The organism is Pseudomonas sp. IT-347P (assembly GCF_949768005.1).
Taxonomy (GTDB): Bacteria; Pseudomonadota; Gammaproteobacteria; order Pseudomonadales; family Pseudomonadaceae; genus Aquipseudomonas.
In genome coordinates this window covers 539488-561135 of the sequence record NZ_CATKPQ010000044.1, presented here as the reverse complement: position 1 = coordinate 561135, position 21648 = coordinate 539488, and the positions used below count along the sequence as shown (strand labels likewise).

Below are 21648 nucleotides of genomic sequence, written 5' to 3'. Positions count from 1 at the left end.
TGCTTTTTAGATCGGCGGCAGGCGCCACTCGATCGGCGTCTCGCCATTCTGCTCGAGAAACTTGTTGGTGCGGCTGAAGTGCCCGCAACCCAAGAACCCGCGATACGCCGACAATGGCGACGGATGCACCGACGTCAGCACCAGATGCTTGGTTGCGTCGATCAGCTTTTGCTTGCTCTGCGCATGCGCGCCCCAGAGCATGAACACCAGATGCGGCTGGCGCTCGCTGACCACTTCAATGATCCGATCAGTAAAAAACTGCCAGCCCTTGTCCTTGTGCGCATTGGCGTTGGCGCGCTCGACGGTCATGGTGGTGTTGAGCATCAGCACGCCCTGCTCGGCCCAGCTCTGCAGGTAGCCATGATTGGGGATGTCGATATTCAGGTCGCGCTTCAACTCTTTATAGATGTTGACCAGCGACGGTGGCGCCGGCACGCCCGGTTGCACCGAGAAGCACAAACCGTGGGCCTGCCCTGGGCCGTGATACGGATCCTGGCCGAGGATCACCACCTTCACTTGATCCAGCGGCGTCGAATTCAGCGCGTTGAAAATCATCGGCCCCGGCGGATAGATTTCCTTGCCGGCCGCCCGCTCCTGCTGCAGAAACTGGCGCAACTCTGCCATGTAAGGCTGGTCGAACTCAGCACGCAGTGCCTCCTTCCAGCTCGGTTCGAGTTTGATACGGTCGTCAGCAGTCATGGTCATACCCGGCAAAAACAATGGGGCGAACCCTAGGAAAGCCGACCACGCTTGTCAATTGATCTGACGCAGATCCGGCACTTTCCCACACAACGATCATACTGATCGTTCAAATTCCCGATCGAGGTCACGATGAATCTGCACTTCGAAGAACTCACCGGCACCGACGGCGCCCGCATCGGTATCGCCAGCCTGGATGCTGAAAAATCGCTGAACGCGCTGTCCCTGCCAATGATCAACGCACTCAGCGACAAATTGAGCGCCTGGGCCAATGACCCGCAAATCGTCTGCGTGCTGCTGCGCGGCAACGGCGCCAAGGCGTTCTGCGCCGGCGGCGAGGTGCGCAGCCTGGTCGAGGCCTGTCGCGCCCACCCCGGCGAGGTTCCACCGCTGGCCGCTCAGTTTTTCAGCGCGGAATATCGCCTGGATTACAGCCTGCACACTTATCCGAAACCGCTGATCTGCTGGGGCCACGGCTATGTACTCGGCGGCGGCATGGGCCTGTTGCAAGGCGCGAGTACGCGGATCGTCACACCGAGCAGCCGCTTGGCGATGCCGGAAATCACCATTGGTCTGTATCCGGACGTTGGCGCCAGTTGGTTCCTCGCACGGCTGCCGGGCAAGCTTGGCCTGTTTCTCGGATTGACCGGCGCGCACATGAACGGCCGTGATGCGATAGATCTCGATCTGGCTGATCGCTTCCTGCTCGACGAACAGCAGCCGCAACTGATCGAAGGCCTGTTGCAGCTCAATTGGCAGGAACAGACCGACATGCAACTCAACAGTCTGCTCAAGGCCCTGCAACAGGAAGCCGTGGCGCAGCTGCCCGAGGCGCAGTGGCTGCCGCGTCGTCAGCAGATCGATGAACTGCTCGACGTCAGCGACGTCACTTGCGCCTGGAAAGCCATTAGCCTGCAACGCGACAGCAGGGATCCGTTGATCGCCCGCGCGGCAAAAACCATGGCCGAGGGCTCGCCGTTAACCGCACATCTGGTCTGGGAACAGATCATCCGCGCCCGGCACTTGTCGTTGGCGGAAGTCTTTCAGATGGAATACACCTTGAGCCTCAATTGCTGCAGGCATCCGGAATTCAGCGAAGGCGTGCGGGCACGTTTGCTCGACAAGGATCAGAAGCCGCACTGGCACTGGCCGGACATCAATAACGTGCCGGATGCGGTGGTCGAGGCGCACTTTCACAAAGTCTGGGAGGGGCGTCATCCGTTGGCGGATTTGACGCAATACTGAGTGCCCCGGAAAAAATCCACGCACAAAAAAGCGGCGCTTCATGCGCCACTTTTCATTTGCGGGTGTTTACCAGCGATGGCCACGTCCATTGTGGTCGCCGCGTCCACTGTGGCGATCATAGTTGCCACGACCGCGGTGATCGTTATCCCAACCGCCACGACGATGGCCGTCCCAGCGTCCGCGATCATTGCCGTGCCAGCGACGGCTTTCGTAGTAGCGTGGGGCCGGTTGGTAGTAACGCGGCGCCGATTGGTAATAGCGCGGTTGCTGGTAATACCGCGGGGCTGGCTGGTAGTAGCGTGGTTGCGCGTAATACGTGCTGCCACCGCGGTAATAGGTGCCGCCCGTGTTGTAGTAGGCCGGTGCGGGTGACGTGTAGACCTCTGAGCTGTAATACGAGTCCGCGTAAGAGTACGGGACGCAACCGGCAACGGAAAACATCAACGCAGCAAGCAGAAGAATTCGTCTATACATGGCGGCCTCCTGGACCGCGGGTGGGCCACACCAGCGACGCTGGCAGGCGTCAGTCGTTTATTCGGTGACTGACGAAATATCTGACAGCGTTTTCCGAATCTGGTGCGTTCATGTAACAAGTTGAAACAAGTGCTTGATGAAACCTTGTTCATCCGCAAAACCCGATCATTCAGCCGCTGATTAATGGTGGCTACCGTGATATCCGCCGCCGTGATAACCCCGTCCGTAACCCCCTCGATACCCGTAGCCACCATGGTAATAACGCGCGCCGCCGTAGTAACGCGGACCGTAATAGCCGCCGTAGTAATAAGGCGAGTAATAACCGGGATAGTAGTAGGTAGACGGATATGCATCGTAGGGACCGGCGTAGTAATAACAACCGGACAGACCGAAACCGAGCACCGCTCCCAGCAGCACCCTGCGTAACGTTTTAGAAATAAGCATGGCGGCCTCCTGAAAGACCTGCGACAGCAGTCGGCACAGACCGGCTGACATCTGTTTTGACTGGCGAAGCCATGCCGAGTGCCAACACCGCAAAACCATCGGATCAGCGGCAAGCACGCTGCATCACGGTGCAGCCGCGCACCAACACAAAGCGCCTAAGCGCCCACGCCGCCAAGCCGATGGACCCACGCCCCCGTGCCAGAGCGCCTGACGCGACTTGGCACGCGTCTCGCTTTAGCAAACCCGTGCAGGAGTCAACACAGGTTCGTGGCACCACAATTTGCAATGGCTGACTAGGGTTCCGGCTCGCAATAGCGAGTGGCTGGTCCGAGAGTTGGCGACCTCCAGTTGAGGTTACACGGCGGGACAAAAGCCCGGGAGACAAGCCACCGTTCGCGGTGCCGCGTTGCCTTCCTGTCCGCCCTCGATCAACTGGAGAACCCACCATGACCCGACTACGTTTGCCCGCCCTGCTCGCCGCCGCGTTCGCTGCGCTCATCAGCAGCCAAGCCCCCGCCGCCCAGAAAGACCACTTCAGCGTGTGCTGGACTATCTACGCTGGCTGGATGCCATGGGAATACGCCGGTAGCCAGGGCATCGTCGACAAATGGGCGAAGAAGTACGGGATCAAGATCGACGTCGTGCAGCTCAACGACTACGTCGAATCGATCAACCAGTACACCGCAGGCCAGTTCGACGGTTGCACCATGACCAACATGGACGCACTGACCATTCCGGCTGCCGGCGGCGTCGACAGCACCGCGCTGATCGTCAGCGATTTCTCCAACGGCAACGACGGCATCGTCCTCAAGGGCGACGGTAAAAAGGTCAGCGACCTCAAGGGCATGGACGTCAATCTGGTCGAACTGTCGGTCTCGCATTACCTGCTGGCCCGCGCGCTCGATTCGGTGGACCTGACCGAAAAAGACCTGAAGGTGGTCAACACCTCCGACGCCGACATCTCCGCCGCCTTCAACACCACGCAAGTCAACGCCGTGACTACGTGGAACCCGATGCTCTCGGACATCAAGGCCAAACCGGGCGTGACCGAAGTGTTCAACTCCAGCCAGATTCCCGGCGAAATCATGGACATGATGGTGGTCAACAGCGCCACCCTCAAAGACAACCCGGCGCTGGGCAAAGCGCTGACCGGTGCGTGGTTCGAAGTGGTCGAACTGATGAACGCCAAGAACGCCGCGAGCAAAGCTGCGCTGGAGCACATGGCCAAGGCCTCGGGCACCGATCTGGCCGGATTCCAGGCACAACTCGACACCACCAGACTGTTCGCCACACCGAGCGAAGCGCTGAGTTTCGCCACCAGCAAACAACTGCCGGAAACCATGCGCAAGGTCGCCGAATTCTCCTTCCAGCACGGCCTGCTCGGAGAAGGCGCGAAAGACACCAGCGCGGTCGGCATGGCCTTCGCCAACGGCGTGACCAGTGGCGATACCGGCAACCTCAAGCTGCGTTTCGATCCGACCTACGTGCAGATGGCCGCCGACGCCAAGCTGTAAGCCACGGAGGATTTGGCCATGCGCCTGATCAATCGCCACCCGGATCGCCCCAGTCGCCTGTTGCTGGTGATCCTGCCGTTCGCATTGCTGCTGTTCGCCTACTTCATGGGCTCGGCCGAGCGCCTGGCGGACAACCCCAACGACAAACTGCTGCCCAGCGCCGTGCAGATGAGCGACGCGGTAAAACGTTTGGCCTTCAATGCCGACAGCCGCACCGGTGACTACCTGTTGTGGCAGGACACCGCGTCGAGTCTGCGGCGTCTGGTCATCGGCCTCGGCATCGCTGCATTGGCCGGGCTGTGCCTGGGCATCGCCGCCGGCACGCTGCCGCTGTTCGGCGCACCTTTGTCGCCACTGTTGACGGTGCTGTCGATGGTGCCGCCACTGGCGATCCTGCCGATTCTGTTCATCGTCTTCGGGCTGGGCGAGTTGTCGAAAGTCATGCTGATCGTGATCGGCATCACCCCGGCGCTTGCTCGCGATCTGGAACAGCGCGCGCGGGACATTCCCGTCGAACTGCTGATCAAGGCGCAGACCCTCGGCGCCTCGACCTGGACGCTGTTGCTGCGCGTGGTACTGCCGCAGTTGTTGCCGCGCTTGTTGATCTCGTTGCGGCTGATGCTCGGTTCGGCGTGGCTGTTCCTGATTGCCGCCGAAGCGATCGCCTCCACCGACGGCCTCGGTTACCGGATTTTTCTGGTACGCCGCTATCTGGCGATGGACGTGATTCTGCCGTACGTGGTGTGGATCACCCTCCTCGCCTGGCTGATGGATTGGGGCCTGAAGTACCTGACCCGTCGCGCCTTCCCTTGGTATGAGGGGGCGGCCAAATGAGCTTCATCACGGTAAAAAATGTCTGGCAGCAATATGCCGATCAGATCGTGCTGGAAGGCTTGAACCTGAGCGTCAACGAGGGCGAGTTCTGCACCTTGGTCGGCGCGTCCGGTTGCGGTAAATCGACCTTCCTGCGCCTGCTGCTCGGTCAGGAAACGGCGAGTCGCGGCGAGATTCTGCTCGACGGTCAAGCGCTGGCCAGCGAGCCGGATGTCAGCCGTGGCGTGGTGTTCCAGCGCTACTCGGTATTCCCGCATTTGAGCGTACTGGACAACGTCGCCCTCGGCCTGGAACTGCCGCGTGCGCCGCTGATCGGTCGGTTGTTCGGCAGCGGTAAACGTGAGGCGCGCGAACAAGCGGCGGCCTTGCTGGAAAAAGTCGGCCTCGGCCATGCGCTCGACAAATACCCGGCGCAGTTGTCCGGCGGCATGCAGCAACGGCTGGCGATTGCCCAGGCACTGATCATGAAGCCGCGAGTATTGCTGCTCGACGAACCGTTCGGCGCGCTCGATCCGGGCATCCGCAAAGACATGCACGCCTTGCTGCTGGAGTTGTGGCGCGAAACCAAACTGACGGTGTTCATGGTCACCCACGACCTGTCCGAAGGTTTCAGCCTCGGCACCCGTCTACTGGTGTTCGACAAGGTGCGTCTCGATCCGCACGCCCCCGGCGCCTATGGCGCCCGCATCACCTACGACATCCCTTTGAACAGCGACCGCCGCGCCCAACGCGCCGCCGTCGACGCCCTGCCACTGCCATTGGCAGGCGCCCTTCGCACCGCTTGAGAGGACTGCTCCGATGAAAACACCGATGACCGATTCGACCCAACTGTTTCCACCGTTCGCCGAAGAAATGCTCCCCGGCGGCGGCCACCGTTCCTTCGTGCTCAAGCGCGGCCAATTGCTGCGCCTGACCGATCTGCGCGGTGGCGCCAACGTCAGCCTGACCCTGCTCAACGCCAATGAAAAAACCGAGCGGCTGAACCTGCCCGACAGCCTCAAATGCCAACACACCGCCAAGCTCACCAGCGGCCACTGCCTGTACTCGGACATGGGCCGTGTACTCGCTGCGATCACCGCTGATACCTGCGGCTGGAGCGACAGCCTCGGCGGTGTGCTCTGCGCCGAAGAAGTCGCGCAGAAGTACGGTCAGGGCCGCTATCAGGAACTGCGCAACGGTTTCTTCCGCAACGGCACAGACAACCTGTTGGTAGAACTCGGCAAGTGGGGGCTGGGCCTGTCTGACCTGTTAATGACGCTCAATCTGTTCAGCCGTGTGAACGTCGATGAAACCGGGCGCTTCCACTTCGTCGAGGGCAATTCCAAGGCCGGCGATTACATCGAGTTGTACGCGCCGATGGACACGCTGGTGGTGCTCACCGCCCTGCAACACCCGATGGATCCGTCCCCTGAATACGCGCCCAAACCGCTAAAGCTGAGCTGGATGAACGCCGACGCCAGCGTCGCCGAGCACTGCCGCACCTCGCGCCCGGAAAACGAGCGCGGCTTTATCAACACCGACCGTTTGTTCGCCTGAGGATCGCTGCCATGTCAGTTGCTATCGCCACTTCGCAAAAACAACCCGACGCAGCGGTGTACCGCGCCACGATCCCGGCCGGTGAACCCTGGCTGATGGAGGTCAAGGCTGGCCAGACCCTGCGCATTCTCGACCTGGAAGGCAATCAGGCCGTCGATACCTTGTTCTACAGCCTCGCCAATCCCAAGGAACGCTACGACGTGCAGCGCACACTGCGCCGACAAAACAGCGTCTACCTGAGCACCGGCAGCGTGCTGTATTCCAACCTCGGTCACGCAATGCTGACCATCGTCGCCGACACCTGCGGACGTCACGACACCCTCGGCGGCGCGTGCGCGCAAGAGAGCAACACTGTGCGCTACGCCCTGGAAAAACGCTACATGCACAGCTGCCGCGACAACTACCTGCGCGCCTGTGCCCATGATGGGCGACTGGGCAAAGGCGACATCGGGCCGAACATCAATTTCTTCATGAATGTGCCGGTCACGGCGGATGGCGGGCTGACCTTCGAGGACGGAATTTCTGCGCCGGGCAAGTACGTCGACTTGCGCGCGGAGATGGATGTCATCGTGCTGATTTCCAACTGCCCGCAGTTGAACAACCCGTGCAACGCCTACAACCCGACACCTGCGGAGCTGCTGGTATGGAACTGAAAATCAGCCGTTTGCGCCGTTGGCTATTCGCACTGTGCCAGGCCCGTTCCGGGCAGTGCCTGAAATCCCCCAAACACCCCTGATCAAAATGTGGGAGCGAGCTTGCTCGCGAAGGCGTCGCATCAGAAACATCAATGCTGACTGACACATCGCATTCGCGAGCAAGCTCGCTCCCACAAGGGATCCGAGGTGGTTTGGAATAGGTATTTTTTTTCATCCGGGACGGCCCGGATGTCTGTCGAAAAACGGCGGGACGGCCCGCTCCCCCTTCAGGGGTTATGCCATGTTCGAAAAAGTCCTTATCGCCAACCGTGGCGCCATTGCCTGCCGCATCCTGCGCACCCTTGAATCTTTGCAGGTGAAAGGCGTGGCCGTGTATTCCGAAGCCGACGTCGCCAGCCTGCACATCCTGCACGCCGATGAAGCGCACAGTCTCGGTGAAGGCGCTGCTGCCGGCACTTATCTGGCCATCGGAAAGATCCTCGCCATCGCCAGACAAAGCGGCGCCACGGCGATCCATCCCGGCTACGGATTTCTCTCGGAAAACGCTGCGTTCGCCGAAGCCTGTGAAGCGCAGAACATCGCCTTCATCGGCCCCACGCCGGAGCAACTTCGCGTGTTCGGCCTCAAGCACACCGCCCGCGCGCTGGCCAAACAGCACGGCGTGCCCATGCTCGAAGGCACCGAACTGCTCGACAGCCTCGACGCCGCGCTGATTGCCGGTGAACAGGTCGGCTACCCGGTGATGCTGAAAAGCACCGCCGGCGGTGGCGGTATCGGCATGCGCGTGTGCCGCAGCGCCATTGAATTAAGCGAATCGTTTGAAGCGGTAAAACGTCTCGGCCAGAACAACTTCAGCGACGCCGGGGTGTTCATCGAAAAATACATCCAGCGCGCCCGTCATCTGGAAGTGCAGGTGTTCGGCGACGGTCGCGGTGAGGTCATCGCCCTCGGCGTGCGCGACTGCTCGGTGCAGCGACGCAATCAGAAAGTCCTTGAGGAAACCCCTGCGCCGAACCTGCCGGACGGCATGGCCGATCAGCTGTGCGCTGCGGCGGTCAAACTGGCGAAAGCGGTGAACTACCGCAGCGCCGGCACGGTTGAATTCGTCTTCGACAGCGAGGCGCAGCGTTTTTATTTTCTCGAAGTGAACACGCGGTTGCAGGTGGAGCATGGCGTCACTGAACAAGTCTGGGGCGTCGATCTGGTGCGCTGGATGGTCGAGTTGGCGGCCGGTGATCTGCCGCCGCTGAGCGAACTCATATGTGGTCTGCAACCCGAGGGCCATGCGATTCAGGCGCGGCTGTATGCGGAAGATCCTGGACGTGATTTTCAGCCGAGCCCGGGCCTGCTGACGGCGGTGGATTTCCCCCCGGCCAATGGCATTCAACTGCGCATCGACACCTGGGTCGAGGCTGGCTGCGAGATACCGCCGTACTTCGACCCGATGGTCGCCAAAGTCATCACCTGGGCGCCGACCCGCGAACAGGCGCGTGCCGAGTTGCACCAGGCGTTGGGCGATAGTTTGTTGTACGGCGTCGAAACCAACCGCGATTATCTGCGGCAGATTCTCCTCGACAGGCCTTTCGTCAGCGGCGAGCCGTGGACCCGTTGCCTGGAAGGTCTGGTCTATCGCGCCAACACCTTCGAAGTGCTCAGCGCCGGCACGCAAACCAGCGTGCAGGACTATCCCGGTCGCCTCGGCTACTGGGCGGTCGGTGTACCGCCGTCGGGGCCGATGGACAGCCGCGCGTTGCGTCTGGGCAATCGTCTGCTCGGCAATGCTGACGGGGCTGCGGCGCTGGAAATCACCATGAGCGGGCCGTTGCTGCGTTTCAATTGTGAGGCGGTGGTCGCGGTGACTGGCGCGCCGATTAGCCTGACGCTTGAAGGTTTGAGCGTGCCGATGAACACCGCGTTGCTGATCCCGGCGGGCGCGACGTTGCATCTGGGCAGTATCAGCGGTGCCGGGGCACGCAGTTATCTGTGCCTGCGCGGTGGTTTGCAGGTGCCGGACTATCTGGGCAGTAAAAGCACTTTCACCCTTGGCCAGTTTGGTGGGCATGGTGGTCGGGCATTGCGTGCCGGGGATGTATTGCCTATCCCTGCGCTGACTGACCGCAGTGCTGGTCAGCATCTGGCCGAACAGCACATCACCGCGTTGCCAGCGGTGCGGCAGATCCGGGTGATCTACGGCCCGCACGGCGCACCGGAATACTTCACCGAAAACTACATCGGCACTTTTTTTGAAACCCAGTGGGAAGTGCATTTCAACTCCAGCCGCACCGGTGTCCGCCTGATCGGACCGAAGCCGGAATGGGTGCGCGCCGACGGTGGCGAGGCCGGGTTGCATCCATCGAATATTCACGATAATCCGTATGCCATTGGCGCGGTGGATTTTACCGGTGACATGCCAGTGATCCTCGGCCCGGACGGCCCGAGCCTTGGCGGGTTTGTGTGCCCGGTGACGGTGATCGAGGCGGACCTTTGGCAGCTTGGGCAGCTCAAGGCGGGCGATAAAATCCAGTTCATCCCCGTCGACCTCAAAACCGCCCGCGATCTCGCTCTGAAATGGGATCTCCCCTGTGGGAGCGAGCTTGCTCGCGAAGAGGCCTTGTCAGTCAACATTGATGTGTCTGACACACCGCATTCGCGAGCAAGCTCGCTCCCACAGGGTCTGGTTTCGCCTGTGGTGTTGGAGTTGGGTCAGGGCGATATGCGTTTGGTTGGGCGGGTTTCTGGCGACACTCATTTACTGCTGGAAATCGGCGAGCCTGAACTCAATCTTGTTCTGCGTTTCCGCGCCCACGCCCTGATGCAGGCACTGGAGAGCAAAACCCTGCACGGCGTGATCGACCTCACCCCCGGCATCCGCTCGCTGCAAATCCACTACCAGCCCGAGCAACTGCCGCTGGCCGATCTGCTCGGCATCATCGCTGGCGAATGGGATGCGGTGTGTGCCGCCAACGACCTGCAAGTGCCGTCACGCATCGTGCATTTGCCGCTGTCGTGGGACGACCCGGCCTGCCAGTTGGCCATCGAGAAATACATGACCACCGTGCGCAAGGACGCGCCGTGGTGCCCGAGCAATCTGGAGTTCATCCGCCGTATCAACGACCTGCCCAACCTCGACGAAGTGCAGCGCACGGTGTTCGACGCAAGCTATCTGGTGATGGGCCTTGGTGACGTTTACCTCGGTGCGCCAGTCGCCACACCGCTCGATCCGCGTCATCGTCTGGTCACGACCAAATACAACCCGGCGCGCACCTGGACCGCTGAAAACTCGGTGGGCATCGGCGGCGCTTACATGTGCGTGTACGGCATGGAAGGCCCCGGCGGTTATCAGTTTGTCGGGCGCACGCTGCAGATGTGGAACCGCTATCGCGATGTCGCCGCGTTCGAAGGCAAACCGTGGCTGCTGCGCTTCTTCGATCAGATTCGTTTCTACCCGGTCAGCGCCGACGAGCTGCTGCGCATTCGCCGCGATTTTCCCTTGGGGCGCTTCAATCTGAACATCGAACACAGCCAGCTCAACCTCGCCGACTATCAGGCGTTTCTCAATCTTGAAGCCCAGAGCATCAGTGCCTTTCGCGCCCAGCAACAGGGCGCGTTCAACGCCGAGCGTGAACGCTGGATCGCCAGCGGTCAGGCGCATTTCGACAGTGAAGAAGCCGTGCCGGAATCGACCGAGGATGCGCCACTGGCCGATGGTGAACACAGCGTCGACAGCCACATAGCCGGCAATCTCTGGCAGGTGCAGGTCGAGGCCGGCAGCCGTGTCGCGGCGGGCGACGTGCTGGTAATTCTCGAGTCGATGAAAATGGAAATCCCGGTACTCGCGCCGCTGCCCGGGGTGGTGCGCGAGATTCGCGTGCAACCCGGTTCAGCGGTGCGCGCCGGACAACGGGTCGTGGTGCTGGAACTCGACTGAAGCCTATTGCATAAGGATCTACTCATGAATCTGCAACTCGATGTTCTGCGCCAGGCCTATCGCAATGGCGATACCACACCACGCCAACTGCTGCTGAAACTGCGCGATAAAGCTGCCGCGCTGAATCCGGATTATCACCTGTTCATCCACCTGCTCAGCGTCGCCGAACTGGAGCCCTATCTCGCCGCTCTTGACGGTCGCAACCTCGACAGTCTGCCGTTGTATGGCGTGCCGTTTGCGATCAAGGACAATATCGATCTGGCCGGTATTCCCACCACGGCCGCGTGCCCGGACTTTGCTTATGTGCCGGAGCGCTCGGCGACCATCGTCGAGCAACTGCTGGCACTGGGCGCAATTCCTTTGGGCAAGACCAATCTCGATCAATTTGCCACGGGGCTCAATGGCAGCCGCTCGCCTTATGGCGCGTGTCCGAACAGCGTGCTGACGGAGTACCCGTCTGGCGGCTCCAGCGCCGGCTCGTCGCTGGCGGTGGCGCTGGGCGTGGCGAGTTTTGCCTTGGGCACCGACACCGCAGGCTCAGGTCGGGTGCCGGCGGCACTGAATAATCTGGTCGGATTGAAGGCGAGCAAAGGCCTGATTTCCACTGCTGGTGTGCTGCCTGCATGCCGAACGCTGGATTGCGTGACCACGTTTACCGCGACGGCGCGTGAGGCCAGTCAGTTGCTGGCGCTGACCGCCAAACTTGATCCGCGCGACGAATACAGCCGTCGCAATCCATCGTGGAATGACGGCTCGGCGTTTGGTGCACCACGCGCGTTTCGTTTCGGCGTGCCGCGCGCGCAGGATCTTGAGTTTTTCGGCTGCGTCGAAGGGCCGCTGTTGTTCGGCGACGCCATCGATCAACTCAAGGCCTTGGGTGGCGAAGCGGTCGAGCTGGATCTGTCGCCATTCCTTGAAGCCGCGCGTTTGCTTTACGAAGGGCCGTGGGTTGCCGAGCGCTATAGCGTGGCGGGCGAGTTGATGGAGCAGAATCCCGAGGCCGTTTTGCCGGTGATCCGCGCCGTACTGGCCAAGGCGCCGGCGGTGACAGGCGTGCAGACCTTCCGCGCGCAGTATCGGCTGCAAGCTTTGAAAGCGCTGTGCGATCAGGCCCTCGAAGGCCTCGACTGCGTGCTCACACCGACCATTGGCCGGCCGGTGACGCTGGCCGAACTGCACGCCGAACCGGTGCTGCGCAATTCCGAACTGGGTTACTACACCAACTTCATGAACCTGCTCGACTACGCCGCCGTCGCCGTGCCAAGCGGGTTTATGGCCAATGGATTGCCGTGGGGCGTGACGCTGTTTGGCCGGGCGTTCACCGATCAATATTTGCTGAGTGTGGCCGATGCGCTGCAGCGTCAGCAGGACCCGGCATTGCCCACGCCTATGAACGCAGCGCGCCATGATCGTGCACGCATCGTGGTGTGTGGCGCGCATCTGCAGGGGTTGGCACTGAACTGGCAACTGACCCAGCGGGGTGGGCGTTTGCTGGAGACAACGTTGAGCTCACCGGATTATCAACTGTATGCGTTGGCCGGCGGCCCGCCGCTGCGGCCGGGCATGGTGCGAGTGAAGGATGGCGGTGTGGCGATTGCGGTGGAGGTGTGGGAATTGCCGAGCAGTGAATTGGGCTCGTTCCTCACCGGGATTCCGGCACCGCTTGGATTGGGCAAGGTGCAACTGGCGGATGGGCGTTGGGAGAGCGGGTTTATTTGTGAGCCGTATGGACTGGAGGGTGCGCTGGACGTCAGCCATTTGGGGGGCTGGCGGGCGTATCTTGAGACTCGGATCTGATCCGGAAACCAACCCTCACCCTAGCCCTCTCCCAGAGGGAGAGGGGACTGATCGAGGTGTTTGTCAGGTGGTTGCCATTCGGTGATACCGAGCCGAACACAATTTTTGAATTCACCACAAATCGGCGCCCTCTCCCTCCGGGAGAGGGCTGGGGTGAGGGCGCGATCCTCCTGACACACCCTCAAGGTCATATCCCCCGCCATTTCAGGCATAAATCCCGCAGTCTTTTCTCGGCCATCCCACTAGAATGCATGCCATCGGGCCATTGCCAACGGATCTGCCATGCCGCTTCGTTCTCCCCTGTACTCGCAACGCTCGCTGGTCCTGACGCTGATCGCCCTGCTCGGCGCCGGGTTCCTTGCCACGTCGTTACTCAGCTACTACGCCTCCCGCGAGTCGATCCGCGACAACATCGTCAACACCGAACTGCCGCTGACCTCCGACACGGTCTACTCGGAAATTCAGAAAGACCTGGTCCGGCCGATCCTGATTTCCTCGATGATGTCCCGCGACACCTTCATGCGCGACTGGGTGGTCAACGGCGAGCAAAATCCCGAGCAGATGACCCGCTACCTCGACGAGGTCATGAGCCATTACGGCGCCTACACCGCGTTCTTCGTTTCCGACGGCAGCCACACCTACTACCACGCCAAAGGCGTGCTCAAGCAGGTCAGGGTCGATGAGCCGCGCGACGCCTGGTACTTCCGCGTGCGCGACATGAAGGATCCCTACGAGATCAACGTCGACCCGGATCTGGCCAACAAGGACAACCTGACCTTCTTCATCAACTACAAGGTTTACGACTATCACAATCGCTTCATCGGCGCGGCCGGGGTCGGTCTGACCGTGGACGCGGTGATCAAGTTGATCGACAAGTATCAACAGCGCTATCAACGCAGCGTGTACTTCGTCGACACCTTCGGCCGACTGGTGTTGACCGGCGCCGACGGCGGCCCCGAGGGTGCGCACATCGGCCAGAGCCTGAGTGAACTGGAGAGTATGAAGAGTCTGGTCAGCCAGTTACCCAAACCGCACAGCGGCAGCTACGAATATTCCGCCCACGGTCAGGGGCATTTCCTCAACGTGCGGTTTATTCCGGAGCTGAACTGGTACCTGTTCGTTGATAAGCGCGAAGACGGCGCCCTGAGTGAAATCCGTCAGTCGCTGTATCTGAATCTGCTGATCTGCCTGCTGGTGACACTGATTGTCCTGGCGCTGCTCAACCGCGTGATCAAGCGCTATCAAGGAAAGATTCAGGCGCAGGCGATTCTCGACAGCCTCACCGAACTGCCGAACCGCCGTGGCTTCGACATCCTCGCCGCGCAGGCCCTGCACGAAGCGCAACGCGAGACCAAACCCCTGACTGCGTTACTGCTCGATCTCGATCACTTCAAGGCATTGAACGACACTTACGGGCACATGGCCGGCGATCAGGTGTTGATCGGTTTTGCCCGCGACCTGCAAAGTTGCCTGCGCCATGCCGACATCGTCTGCCGCTGGGGCGGTGAGGAATTTATCGTTTTACTGAAGGACACCGACGGCGACACCGGTCAGAAAATTGCCGAGAAGATCCGCCAACACGTCGAACAGCACGAATATGCCTACGACGGCCATCGCCTAAATCTGACGGTGAGCATCGGCGCGACCACGCTGCAACGCGATGACAGCTTGCACAGCCTGCTGTCGCGGGCCGATCATGCGATGTACCGAGCCAAACAAACCGGCCGCAATCGCACCTGCGTGGAAATGCTTCACTCGACTTATGCCTGATTCCGACGTTCAACCCGACCATTGCCCAGCCTGCGGCGCCCGCAACGACTGCAGCCTGGCTGACCCGCGCACCGCCGACCGCGAATGCTGGTGCTATGGCGTGAGCATCGACCCGGCGGTGCTTGAAGCACTGCCGCCAGCGCTGCGCAACCAATCCTGCCTGTGCCCGCGCTGCGCCCAGGTCGAAGCGCAACTGCAAGCAGCCAAGCGGCCGATCCCGTAAGATGCGCGCCCCGCTATCCACTGAACCCTGAACATGCGCGTCGACCGTTTCCTCAGCAACCTGCCCCGCTACAACCGTCAGCAGGTTCGCCTGTTGCTGGTGGAAAAGCGCGTGCGGATTGACGGAAAAGTCGTCAGCGACCCGCACAGCGAAGTGCTGGAATTCAGCCGCGTCGAAGTCGATGACGAAGTGCTGCAAAGCGGCAAAGCGGCGCGCTACTTCATGCTGCACAAGCCGCCGGGCTGCGTCAGCGCCACCCGCGATCCGCAACACCCGACTGTGCTCGACCTGCTCGATGAGCCGGACAAGGACGACCTGCACATCGCCGGGCGTCTGGACTTCAACACTACGGGCCTGATGTTGATCACCAACGACGGCGCGTGGTCGCGCCGCCTGACCCAGCCGCAGACCAAACTGCCGAAGGTCTATTACGTCGAGACCGAGCAAGAGATTGGCGCGCACTATGCGATCACCTTTGCCGCAGGGATCTACTTCGCCTTCGAGGACCTGACCACGCAACCGGCGCAACTGGAGCTGCTCGGCTCCCATTCGGCGCGACTGAGCATCGTCGAAGGCCGCTACCATCAGGTGAAGCGCATGTTCGGTTACTTCAACAACAAAGTCCTGCGCCTGCACCGCGAATCGATGGGCCCGCTGCGGCTCGATAACGCGCTAAAACCGGGCGAGTACCGCGCTTTGCGCACCGAAGAGATCCATTTGTTCTAAGCCCGCGACCGCTCAGCAGAAGTTGTCGAACAATTTACCAACGGCACTTGCGCGATCCCGACTGCCCTGCTTGAATCAGGACGTCGGCCAGATTGTGACCGATGAGTCACGACATACATCCAAGAAACTTTTTGCCGGTAGAGAGCCTTCAAGGCTCCGCCTCAGCCGGCAGACTGCCCGCCAATAACAACACCCGTCGACCGTAGTCATGGATCGACATGGGCCAAGCAAATTCCAGGCGTATGCCTACCTGTCACAAAGCTCGTGCAATCTCAATTTGCGCGCATACCCGCTTGCTTGCCAGGAGTCTTATGACATGAGGCCAGAAATCGCTGTGCTGGATATACAGGGTCAGTATCGGGTTTACACGGAGTTCTATCGCGCAGACGCCGCAGAAAAGACCATCATCCTGGTCAACGGCTCGATGGCCACGACTGCGTCGTTTGCACAGACTGTGAAAAACCTGCACCCGCAATTCAACGTGGTCTGCTACGACCAGCCCTACGCGGGCAAGTCAAAAGCCCACAACCGCCACGAGAAACATCTGACGAAAGATGTCGAAGGGCAGATTCTGCTCGAGCTGATCGACCACTTCGCCGCCGAACACGTGCTGTCGTTTTCCTGGGGCGGCGCGGCGACCCTGGTCGCCCTCGCCCACCAGCCACGGCGCATCGAACGGGCCGTGATCAGCTCCTTCTCGCCGGTGATCAACGCGCACATGCTCGATTATCTCGAACGTGGCGTCGACTACCTCGGCCAGCGTGACGGCGACCGCGTCGGCCACTTGGTCAACAACACCATCGGCAAACACCTGCCGTCACTGTTCAAACGCTTCAACTATCGCCACGTCAGCAGCCTGGCCGAACACGAATACGGACAGATGCACTTCCACATCAGCGACGTGTTGCACAGCGATCGGCAGTGCTATCTGAACGCAGCGAAAAAGATCAACGTGCCGGTGCTGTTCTTAAACGGCGAATGGGACGAGTACACCGCTGCCGAAGACGCACGCCTGTTCGGCAACCACGTGGCACAAAGCACGTTTACTACGCTGCAGGCCACCGGGCACTTCCTCGACATGGAACACAAGGCGGCGTGCCGCGACAGCCAGAATGCCCTGCTCGGCTTTCTGAAACCGGCGCAGCAGACCAGCCGAACGCGTTACTCGTTTGTTCAGGATCAACATGCATTGGCAATTTGAAAGAGAGTCGTCGCGAGCGAGGCTGTGGGGTTGGGATTTTGCTTTACGCACCGCAGTGCTCGCCCGCGATTGACCGTTTTCAGTGATTCAAAGCGTTCATGAGTAAAAGAAAAACTTCAAATCCGTGGCCGAGTCTGGTACAAAGTCAGCCGCTCTGAGCGGGTATAGTTTAATGGTAGAACAGTAGCTTCCCAAGCTTCCGACGAGGGTTCGATTCCCTCTACCCGCTCCACTCAATTTTGTCTCACGTTGTGTTTTTTGACGGGGGATGCAGGAACAGAAAAAACCGGCCTTGATGGCCGGTTTTTTTGTGCCTGAAAAATCCGATGCTGCATTTCGATGCAATGCAAAAACCTGCAACACACTCTGAATCCCCGCGCTGCCTCCCTATCTAGACTGATTCACACCGCCGAGCCGAATGACGGACGATGACCATTTGGTGGTTATAGTGTTGATCACAAAAGCCAAGTAGATATAGTACCCACCAAGCACACCACAAGGAGGTGTTGTGAATAGCCGTTTTTTAATCGGCCAGTTCGTCGCAGGCGGTTGGTATTTAGTGTGAGTCAGAGGCAGCCACCATCACTTCAAACACCCGGTCAAGCCTGGACTGGTCACTGTGCCGCATCCGAAGAAAGATCTTTTGAAAAAAACGGCCATCAGTATTTTGCAACAAGCGCTGCTCTGATTTTTTCAGGTCATCGGCGCGATGGAGGAAACGAATATGCTCTACCCGATTGCGATTTCAATAGGTGATGAAGAACACGCCTGGGGCGTGGAGGTGCCGGACATTCCGGGCTGCTTTTCGGCGGGCGATGATCTGGACGATGCCGTCGCCATGGCTCGCGAAGCCATCGAGGGGCATTTCGAAATTTTGGCTGAAGGCGGTGCGCCGATCCCGGCTGCGAGCAAACTTGGCGTGAACGTTGCCAATCCGAAGTACGCAGGATGTGCTTGGGCCGTGGTCGATATAGATGTCCTGAAGTACTTGGGCAAAGCCCAGAAACTCAACATCACTTTGCCGGGGCATTTGCTTAACCGCATTGACGAATATGTGTTGCACCACCCGGAAGAAAAAAGCCGCTCGGGCTTTCTGGCGTCGGCGGCTCTGAAAGTTTTGCAGCAGGGTTGAACCTTGGCGCGTCAACCCGTGCTGGCCTATCCTACCCATTAAACCTAATTACATTTTCTTGTGAGTTAAATGATATTTTTAGGTTTAATCCACAGTATATTGTGTGCTGATAATCAAAACTGAACGCCGACGGTACACACGACATGCTGGATTTAAGCCTCACCACCGCAAGCGAGATCGTCAAACGGATTTGCCAACGCCTGCGCACAGAACGATTGGCCTTGGAGATGACACAAGCAGACGTGGCCGCTCGCGCGGGCATTGCGACGAATACGGTGTCAAACCTTGAAGCCGGTCGTAATGTGAGTTTCGACAACATGGTGCGAGTGGCGATGGTTCTTGGACGCGAAAAGGAGCTTGAAGGATTGTTTCTGCCAAGGCTCGAAACTCTGGACGATATCATTCGCTACGAAAAGACGGCCAAGCGTCATCGCATCAAAAGGAAAGCCGACAATGCTTGAACAAGTTGACGTCTATTACGAGGGCTGGGGTGAACGTTGGCGGTGGGGCACACTTGCTTCCACAAAAGCCCTGACCGGTCGCCCGCAGGTCGTGTTTGAGTACAGCGATGAGGCAAAAAACAGAGGGCTGGAACTCTCCTCCTTGAGGCTTCCATTACAGGGAACCAGGTTAAACCGGGATTTCCCGTCACATCAACTGGGACTGCCTGGGCCGATTTATGACTCGCTGCCGGATGGCTGGGGCATGTTGCTGATGGACCGATTGTTCAAACGTCGAGGCCTCAACCCCGCGCGAATAGGTCCTTTGGAGCGGCTAGCCTACATTGGCAACAATGCCATGGGGGCCATGTCGTTTGAACCTGTTGCACCCGAGGCGCTGGAGCCGCAAATGCATGTTCCCATCGAGTTGCTCGCGTCCGAAGTGCAGGAGGTACTCAAAGGTAAAGGTGGAGAGCTTCTCCAGAAACTGCTACTGGTCGGAGGCTCTCCACAGGGCGCCCGACCCAAAGCGCTGGTGTATCGCGATTCGCACACTGACGCCTTTACTACGGCCGCCACTCCCGGTTTCGAAGCCTGGTTGGTGAAGTTTCCGGCTCAGCAAGAACATCCCGAGGTGTGCGCCATCGAAATGGTCTATGCCGAATGTTTACGCTTGTGCGGTATCCAGACTCCTGACACTCGTTATTTCAGCCTGTCTGAGGGAATGGCCGCTTTTGCCACAAAACGCTTTGACCGACAAAACGACTTGCGGGTGCCCATGCAGAGTCTTGCAGCCTTTACCGGTGCGGACTTCAGATCTCCCGGGGCGCTGGACTACGTCAACTTCTTGCGTGCAACTCATAAGTGCAGCAATGACGTACGAGAGAAAGCCGCCGCGTTTGAGCGGGTCGTCTTCAATGTCGCATTCAACAACCGAGATGACCATCCGAAGAACTTTGCTTACATCATGTCGCCTGGCGGAGACTGGAAATTAGCGCCGGCCTATGACGTCACTTTCTGCGAGGGGCCGGGAGGCTATCACCAGATGGACGTGATGGGTGAAGCCTTGGAAATTGGCAGAGAACACCTGCTCAACCTTGCAGTGGAGGCTGAAGTAAACGCCGCTACGGCCGCCGACATCATTGACAGATTTTGCGCGGTAGCTAGCCGATTCACAGCCATGGCTGAAAGTTTGTATCCGGGTGTGATCACCCAGGAAACCTTGCGCACCATTCAACAACGCATCGACCAAAACATCGGGCTACTTGCCGGAAGTCGTGCTGCCAGGTAGCCGTCTCGAGAAACCGGCACTCATTGGCCGGTTTCTTTGGCTTCTTGAAGCGAAAGGGTTAACCCGCCGGCACAACCTTATCCAGCGCCTGATTCACCGCCAATTCCCCCAACATGACGACCTGCGCGATGCCGAGTGCAGTCTTGCGGTGCGAGGTGTCGAGCAGCGCGGCGAAGTTGTTGAGCATGGTGGTGGCCGAGCCGAGTGTTTCGCTGGCGTTGGCCAGCAGGGATTCGGTGTCATAGGCAGGGTTGGCGAGGTACATCGGTTCGGGTTCGCGGGAGGAACCCATGATCTGCGCGGTCGGGCTGAGGTAGTGGTCGAGCGCGCGTTCGGCGGCTTCGTGGAATTTCTTGGAATTGGGTGATTCGTAGGGGGATGCCGGATCGGTTTCCGGCGGATTGGGCGTAACTTTGAACATTGGATTGAGACCTTTTAGTAAGGCCGCAACCGATCTCGCTACTAAACGGATGGGTGGCAGCTGTGCGCAAGTTAGTAGACCGGACCCCAATCCAAATCCGGCGCACCCGAGGGCGCCATGCGCACAGCCACCATCAGGTGCAGGCATTCGCCTGACTGAGTGGTACTCATGCAGCTATTTAGATTGAGGATACCGGGCTACTAAACCCGATCACTGGAAATCAGTGACGCGAACCAAGTTACCGACCGCCCCCCAAGCGCACAAGCCGGCGGATTCTGGCGTAGCGGTAGGCAACGGCGCAAGGATTTGTAGGCTTCAGGACGTAACACCGCACGCCTCTAAACACTTCAGTCGGAACATGTTTATGAAGCGATAACAAATAGCGATTTCCCCGACATTACAGATCCACAACACGCCACCGGTTTTCACCTCCCGCCCAACCGACTAGCATTTCCTCATCAACCACCACCCTCCCCCTGCGCGGCCATCGACGAATACGCGCCATCACTTTCGAGGGATTCCAATCGCGGCCACATGCCGCTGACGACCGAACTCAAAAGAGCACTTCACCATGACCCAAAACATTTACGACGATCCCGAATTCTTCCAGGGTTACAGCCAGATGAACCGTTCCATCGGCGGCCTCGACGCGGCGCCGGAGTGGCCAGCGCTCAAGGCGCTGTTGCCCTCCATGCATGGCCTGAACGTGGTGGATCTGGGCTGCGGTTATGGCTGGTTCAGTCGCTGGGCCATTGAGAATGGCGCGGCCAGTGTCTTGGGGCTGGATGTCTCGGAAAAGATGCTGGAGCGGGCACGGGAGACCACCACGACGGCGAATATTCGCTATGAGCGCGGCGACCTGGAACAGCTCGACCTGCCCGCCTGCAGTTTCGATCTGGCTTACAGTTCGCTAGCGCTGCATTACATCAAGGATCTGCCGGGGTTGTTTGCGCACCTGTACGCGGCGCTGAAACCGGGTTCGCATTTTGTGTTTTCCATTGAGCATCCGATCTTTATGGCGCCACGTAATCCGGGTTGGTTGATTGACGCTGAAGGCAACAAGCGTTGGCCGCTGGACAGCTATCAGTTGGAGGGTGAGCGGGTGACGAATTGGCTGGCTGAGGGCGTGATCAAGCAGCATCGTACGGTTGGGACGTTGCTCAATTCGCTGATCGATGCAGGATTCACGATTCGACATGTCAATGAATGGGGGCCGAGCGATGCTGAAGTGGCGGCGCAACCGGCTCTGGCAGAAGAGCGAGAGCGGCCGATGATGATGTTGGTGGCGGTGCAGCGCTGAGCCCTCACCCTAACCCT

Annotated in this window: 20 protein-coding genes, 1 tRNA gene, 1 pseudogene and 1 riboswitch; of the genes and pseudogenes, 18 read left to right on the top strand and 4 right to left on the bottom strand. The window is 59.7% G+C overall.

Annotated elements, in window-relative coordinates:
- Positions 1-6 precede the first annotated feature (6 nt).
- Positions 7-699 carry a uracil-DNA glycosylase gene (gene ung, locus ACM6IV_RS18930; protein WP_414871159.1) on the bottom strand — a complete coding sequence of 231 codons (693 nt, stop codon included), beginning with the start codon at positions 697-699 and terminating at the stop codon, positions 7-9.
- A 132-nt stretch (positions 700-831) separates the two neighbouring features.
- Between ung and ACM6IV_RS18925 the strand changes: the two genes are divergently transcribed.
- Positions 832-1944: an enoyl-CoA hydratase/isomerase family protein gene (locus ACM6IV_RS18925; protein WP_414871158.1), complete on the top strand. Its 1113-nt coding sequence runs from the start codon at positions 832-834 to the stop codon at positions 1942-1944.
- A 66-nt stretch (positions 1945-2010) separates the two neighbouring features.
- Here ACM6IV_RS18925 and ACM6IV_RS18920 read toward each other — a convergent pair whose 3' ends face one another.
- Complete coding sequence (locus tag ACM6IV_RS18920; RefSeq protein ID WP_414871157.1) at positions 2011-2418, bottom strand: hypothetical protein; 408 nt, start codon at positions 2416-2418, stop codon at positions 2011-2013.
- Positions 2419-2598: 180 nt separating this feature from the next.
- A complete protein-coding gene (locus ACM6IV_RS18915; protein WP_414871156.1) occupies positions 2599-2862 on the bottom strand; it encodes a hypothetical protein in 264 nt (87 codons plus the stop codon).
- Between the two features lie 282 nt (positions 2863-3144).
- A riboswitch (guanidine-I (ykkC/yxkD leader) is annotated at positions 3145-3245 on the top strand.
- A 63-nt stretch (positions 3246-3308) separates the two neighbouring features.
- On the opposite strand from ACM6IV_RS18915, the gene ACM6IV_RS18910 reads away from it, so the two are divergent.
- From ACM6IV_RS18910 to ACM6IV_RS18835, 16 genes and pseudogenes are all read left to right on the top strand, one after another.
- The gene (locus ACM6IV_RS18910) at positions 3309-4376 is read left to right on the top strand and encodes a putative urea ABC transporter substrate-binding protein (RefSeq protein ID WP_414871155.1); all 1068 of its coding nucleotides are present in this window, start codon (positions 3309-3311) and stop codon (positions 4374-4376) included.
- An 18-nt stretch (positions 4377-4394) separates the two neighbouring features.
- Positions 4395-5210: an ABC transporter permease gene (locus ACM6IV_RS18905; protein ID WP_414871154.1), complete on the top strand. Its 816-nt coding sequence runs from the start codon at positions 4395-4397 to the stop codon at positions 5208-5210.
- Entirely contained in the window at positions 5207-5995 is a 789-nt protein-coding gene (locus ACM6IV_RS18900) for an ABC transporter ATP-binding protein (protein ID WP_414871153.1), read from the top strand. Before ACM6IV_RS18905 ends, ACM6IV_RS18900 begins: the two co-directional genes overlap by 4 nt.
- Positions 5996-6020: 25 nt before the next feature.
- Positions 6021-6746 carry an urea amidolyase associated protein UAAP1 gene (locus ACM6IV_RS18895; protein ID WP_414871261.1) on the top strand — a complete coding sequence of 242 codons (726 nt, stop codon included), beginning with the start codon at positions 6021-6023 and terminating at the stop codon, positions 6744-6746.
- 11 nt (positions 6747-6757) lie between these two features.
- Positions 6758-7399 carry an urea amidolyase associated protein UAAP2 gene (locus tag ACM6IV_RS18890; RefSeq protein ID WP_095113798.1) on the top strand — a complete coding sequence of 214 codons (642 nt, stop codon included), beginning with the start codon at positions 6758-6760 and terminating at the stop codon, positions 7397-7399.
- Positions 7400-7682: 283 nt separating this feature from the next.
- The gene (gene uca, locus ACM6IV_RS18885; protein WP_414871152.1) at positions 7683-11330 is read left to right on the top strand and encodes an urea carboxylase; all 3648 of its coding nucleotides are present in this window, start codon (positions 7683-7685) and stop codon (positions 11328-11330) included.
- Between the two features lie 24 nt (positions 11331-11354).
- Entirely contained in the window at positions 11355-13127 is a 1773-nt protein-coding gene (atzF, locus tag ACM6IV_RS18880) for an allophanate hydrolase (protein WP_414871151.1), read from the top strand.
- Positions 13128-13409: 282 nt separating this feature from the next.
- A complete protein-coding gene (locus ACM6IV_RS18875; RefSeq protein ID WP_414871150.1) occupies positions 13410-14897 on the top strand; it encodes a diguanylate cyclase in 1488 nt (495 codons plus the stop codon).
- Entirely contained in the window at positions 14890-15120 is a 231-nt protein-coding gene (locus ACM6IV_RS18870; protein ID WP_414871149.1) for a cysteine-rich CWC family protein, read from the top strand. Before ACM6IV_RS18875 ends, ACM6IV_RS18870 begins: the two co-directional genes overlap by 8 nt.
- 33 nt (positions 15121-15153) lie before the next feature.
- Entirely contained in the window at positions 15154-15846 is a 693-nt protein-coding gene (locus ACM6IV_RS18865; RefSeq protein WP_414871148.1) for a pseudouridine synthase, read from the top strand.
- Between the two features lie 316 nt (positions 15847-16162).
- Positions 16163-17047, top strand: coding sequence for an alpha/beta fold hydrolase (locus ACM6IV_RS18860; protein WP_414871147.1), 885 nt, complete (start codon positions 16163-16165; stop codon positions 17045-17047).
- Between the two features lie 158 nt (positions 17048-17205).
- Positions 17206-17279, top strand: a tRNA-Gly gene (locus tag ACM6IV_RS18855).
- Between the two features lie 276 nt (positions 17280-17555).
- A pseudogene (locus ACM6IV_RS18850) lies at positions 17556-17735 on the top strand (type II toxin-antitoxin system HicA family toxin).
- A gap of 36 nt (positions 17736-17771) precedes the next feature.
- Entirely contained in the window at positions 17772-18179 is a 408-nt protein-coding gene (locus ACM6IV_RS18845) for a type II toxin-antitoxin system HicB family antitoxin (RefSeq protein WP_414871146.1), read from the top strand.
- A gap of 143 nt (positions 18180-18322) precedes the next feature.
- Positions 18323-18640 carry a helix-turn-helix domain-containing protein gene (locus ACM6IV_RS18840; RefSeq protein WP_095119135.1) on the top strand — a complete coding sequence of 106 codons (318 nt, stop codon included), beginning with the start codon at positions 18323-18325 and terminating at the stop codon, positions 18638-18640.
- Positions 18633-19910: a type II toxin-antitoxin system HipA family toxin gene (locus ACM6IV_RS18835; RefSeq protein ID WP_414871145.1), complete on the top strand. Its 1278-nt coding sequence runs from the start codon at positions 18633-18635 to the stop codon at positions 19908-19910. The genes ACM6IV_RS18840 and ACM6IV_RS18835 overlap by 8 nt, the downstream gene beginning before the upstream one ends.
- Before the next feature lie 58 nt (positions 19911-19968).
- Here the strand turns inward: ACM6IV_RS18835 and ACM6IV_RS18830 are convergent, their stop codons facing one another.
- Positions 19969-20331 (bottom strand): DUF6124 family protein, encoded by a 363-nt coding sequence (locus ACM6IV_RS18830; protein WP_123376334.1) that lies wholly within the window; start codon positions 20329-20331, stop codon positions 19969-19971.
- 571 nt (positions 20332-20902) lie between these two features.
- On the opposite strand from ACM6IV_RS18830, the gene ACM6IV_RS18825 reads away from it, so the two are divergent.
- The gene (locus ACM6IV_RS18825; RefSeq protein WP_095113805.1) at positions 20903-21631 is read left to right on the top strand and encodes a class I SAM-dependent methyltransferase; all 729 of its coding nucleotides are present in this window, start codon (positions 20903-20905) and stop codon (positions 21629-21631) included.
- The last annotated feature ends 17 nt before the right edge of the window (positions 21632-21648 follow it).

Excerpts from the sequence above, each read along its gene's own strand:
- atzF (WP_414871151.1), top strand. The coding sequence starts at position 11,355 with ATGAATCTGCAACTCGATGTTCTGCGCCAGGCCTATCGCAATGGCGAT.
- ACM6IV_RS18910 (WP_414871155.1), top strand. The coding sequence starts at position 3,309 with ATGACCCGACTACGTTTGCCCGCCCTGCTCGCCGCCGCGTTCGCTGCG.
- ACM6IV_RS18895 (WP_414871261.1), top strand. The coding sequence starts at position 6,021 with ATGACCGATTCGACCCAACTGTTTCCACCGTTCGCCGAAGAAATGCTC.
- ACM6IV_RS18875 (WP_414871150.1), top strand. The coding sequence starts at position 13,410 with ATGCCGCTTCGTTCTCCCCTGTACTCGCAACGCTCGCTGGTCCTGACG.
- ACM6IV_RS18865 (WP_414871148.1), top strand. The coding sequence starts at position 15,154 with ATGCGCGTCGACCGTTTCCTCAGCAACCTGCCCCGCTACAACCGTCAG.
- ACM6IV_RS18905 (WP_414871154.1), top strand. The coding sequence starts at position 4,395 with ATGCGCCTGATCAATCGCCACCCGGATCGCCCCAGTCGCCTGTTGCTG.
- ACM6IV_RS18840 (WP_095119135.1), top strand. The coding sequence starts at position 18,323 with ATGCTGGATTTAAGCCTCACCACCGCAAGCGAGATCGTCAAACGGATT.
- ACM6IV_RS18900 (WP_414871153.1), top strand. The coding sequence starts at position 5,207 with ATGAGCTTCATCACGGTAAAAAATGTCTGGCAGCAATATGCCGATCAG.
- ACM6IV_RS18835 (WP_414871145.1), top strand. The coding sequence starts at position 18,633 with ATGCTTGAACAAGTTGACGTCTATTACGAGGGCTGGGGTGAACGTTGG.
- ACM6IV_RS18870 (WP_414871149.1), top strand. The coding sequence starts at position 14,890 with ATGCCTGATTCCGACGTTCAACCCGACCATTGCCCAGCCTGCGGCGCC.
- ACM6IV_RS18845 (WP_414871146.1), top strand. The coding sequence starts at position 17,772 with ATGCTCTACCCGATTGCGATTTCAATAGGTGATGAAGAACACGCCTGG.
- ACM6IV_RS18890 (WP_095113798.1), top strand. The coding sequence starts at position 6,758 with ATGTCAGTTGCTATCGCCACTTCGCAAAAACAACCCGACGCAGCGGTG.
- uca (WP_414871152.1), top strand. The coding sequence starts at position 7,683 with ATGTTCGAAAAAGTCCTTATCGCCAACCGTGGCGCCATTGCCTGCCGC.
- ACM6IV_RS18830 (WP_123376334.1), bottom strand. The coding sequence starts at position 20,331 with ATGTTCAAAGTTACGCCCAATCCGCCGGAAACCGATCCGGCATCCCCC.
- ACM6IV_RS18915 (WP_414871156.1), bottom strand. The coding sequence starts at position 2,862 with ATGCTTATTTCTAAAACGTTACGCAGGGTGCTGCTGGGAGCGGTGCTC.
- ung (WP_414871159.1), bottom strand. The coding sequence starts at position 699 with ATGACTGCTGACGACCGTATCAAACTCGAACCGAGCTGGAAGGAGGCA.
- ACM6IV_RS18920 (WP_414871157.1), bottom strand. The coding sequence starts at position 2,418 with ATGTATAGACGAATTCTTCTGCTTGCTGCGTTGATGTTTTCCGTTGCC.
- ACM6IV_RS18860 (WP_414871147.1), top strand. The coding sequence starts at position 16,163 with ATGAGGCCAGAAATCGCTGTGCTGGATATACAGGGTCAGTATCGGGTT.
- ACM6IV_RS18825 (WP_095113805.1), top strand. The coding sequence starts at position 20,903 with ATGACCCAAAACATTTACGACGATCCCGAATTCTTCCAGGGTTACAGC.
- ACM6IV_RS18925 (WP_414871158.1), top strand. The coding sequence starts at position 832 with ATGAATCTGCACTTCGAAGAACTCACCGGCACCGACGGCGCCCGCATC.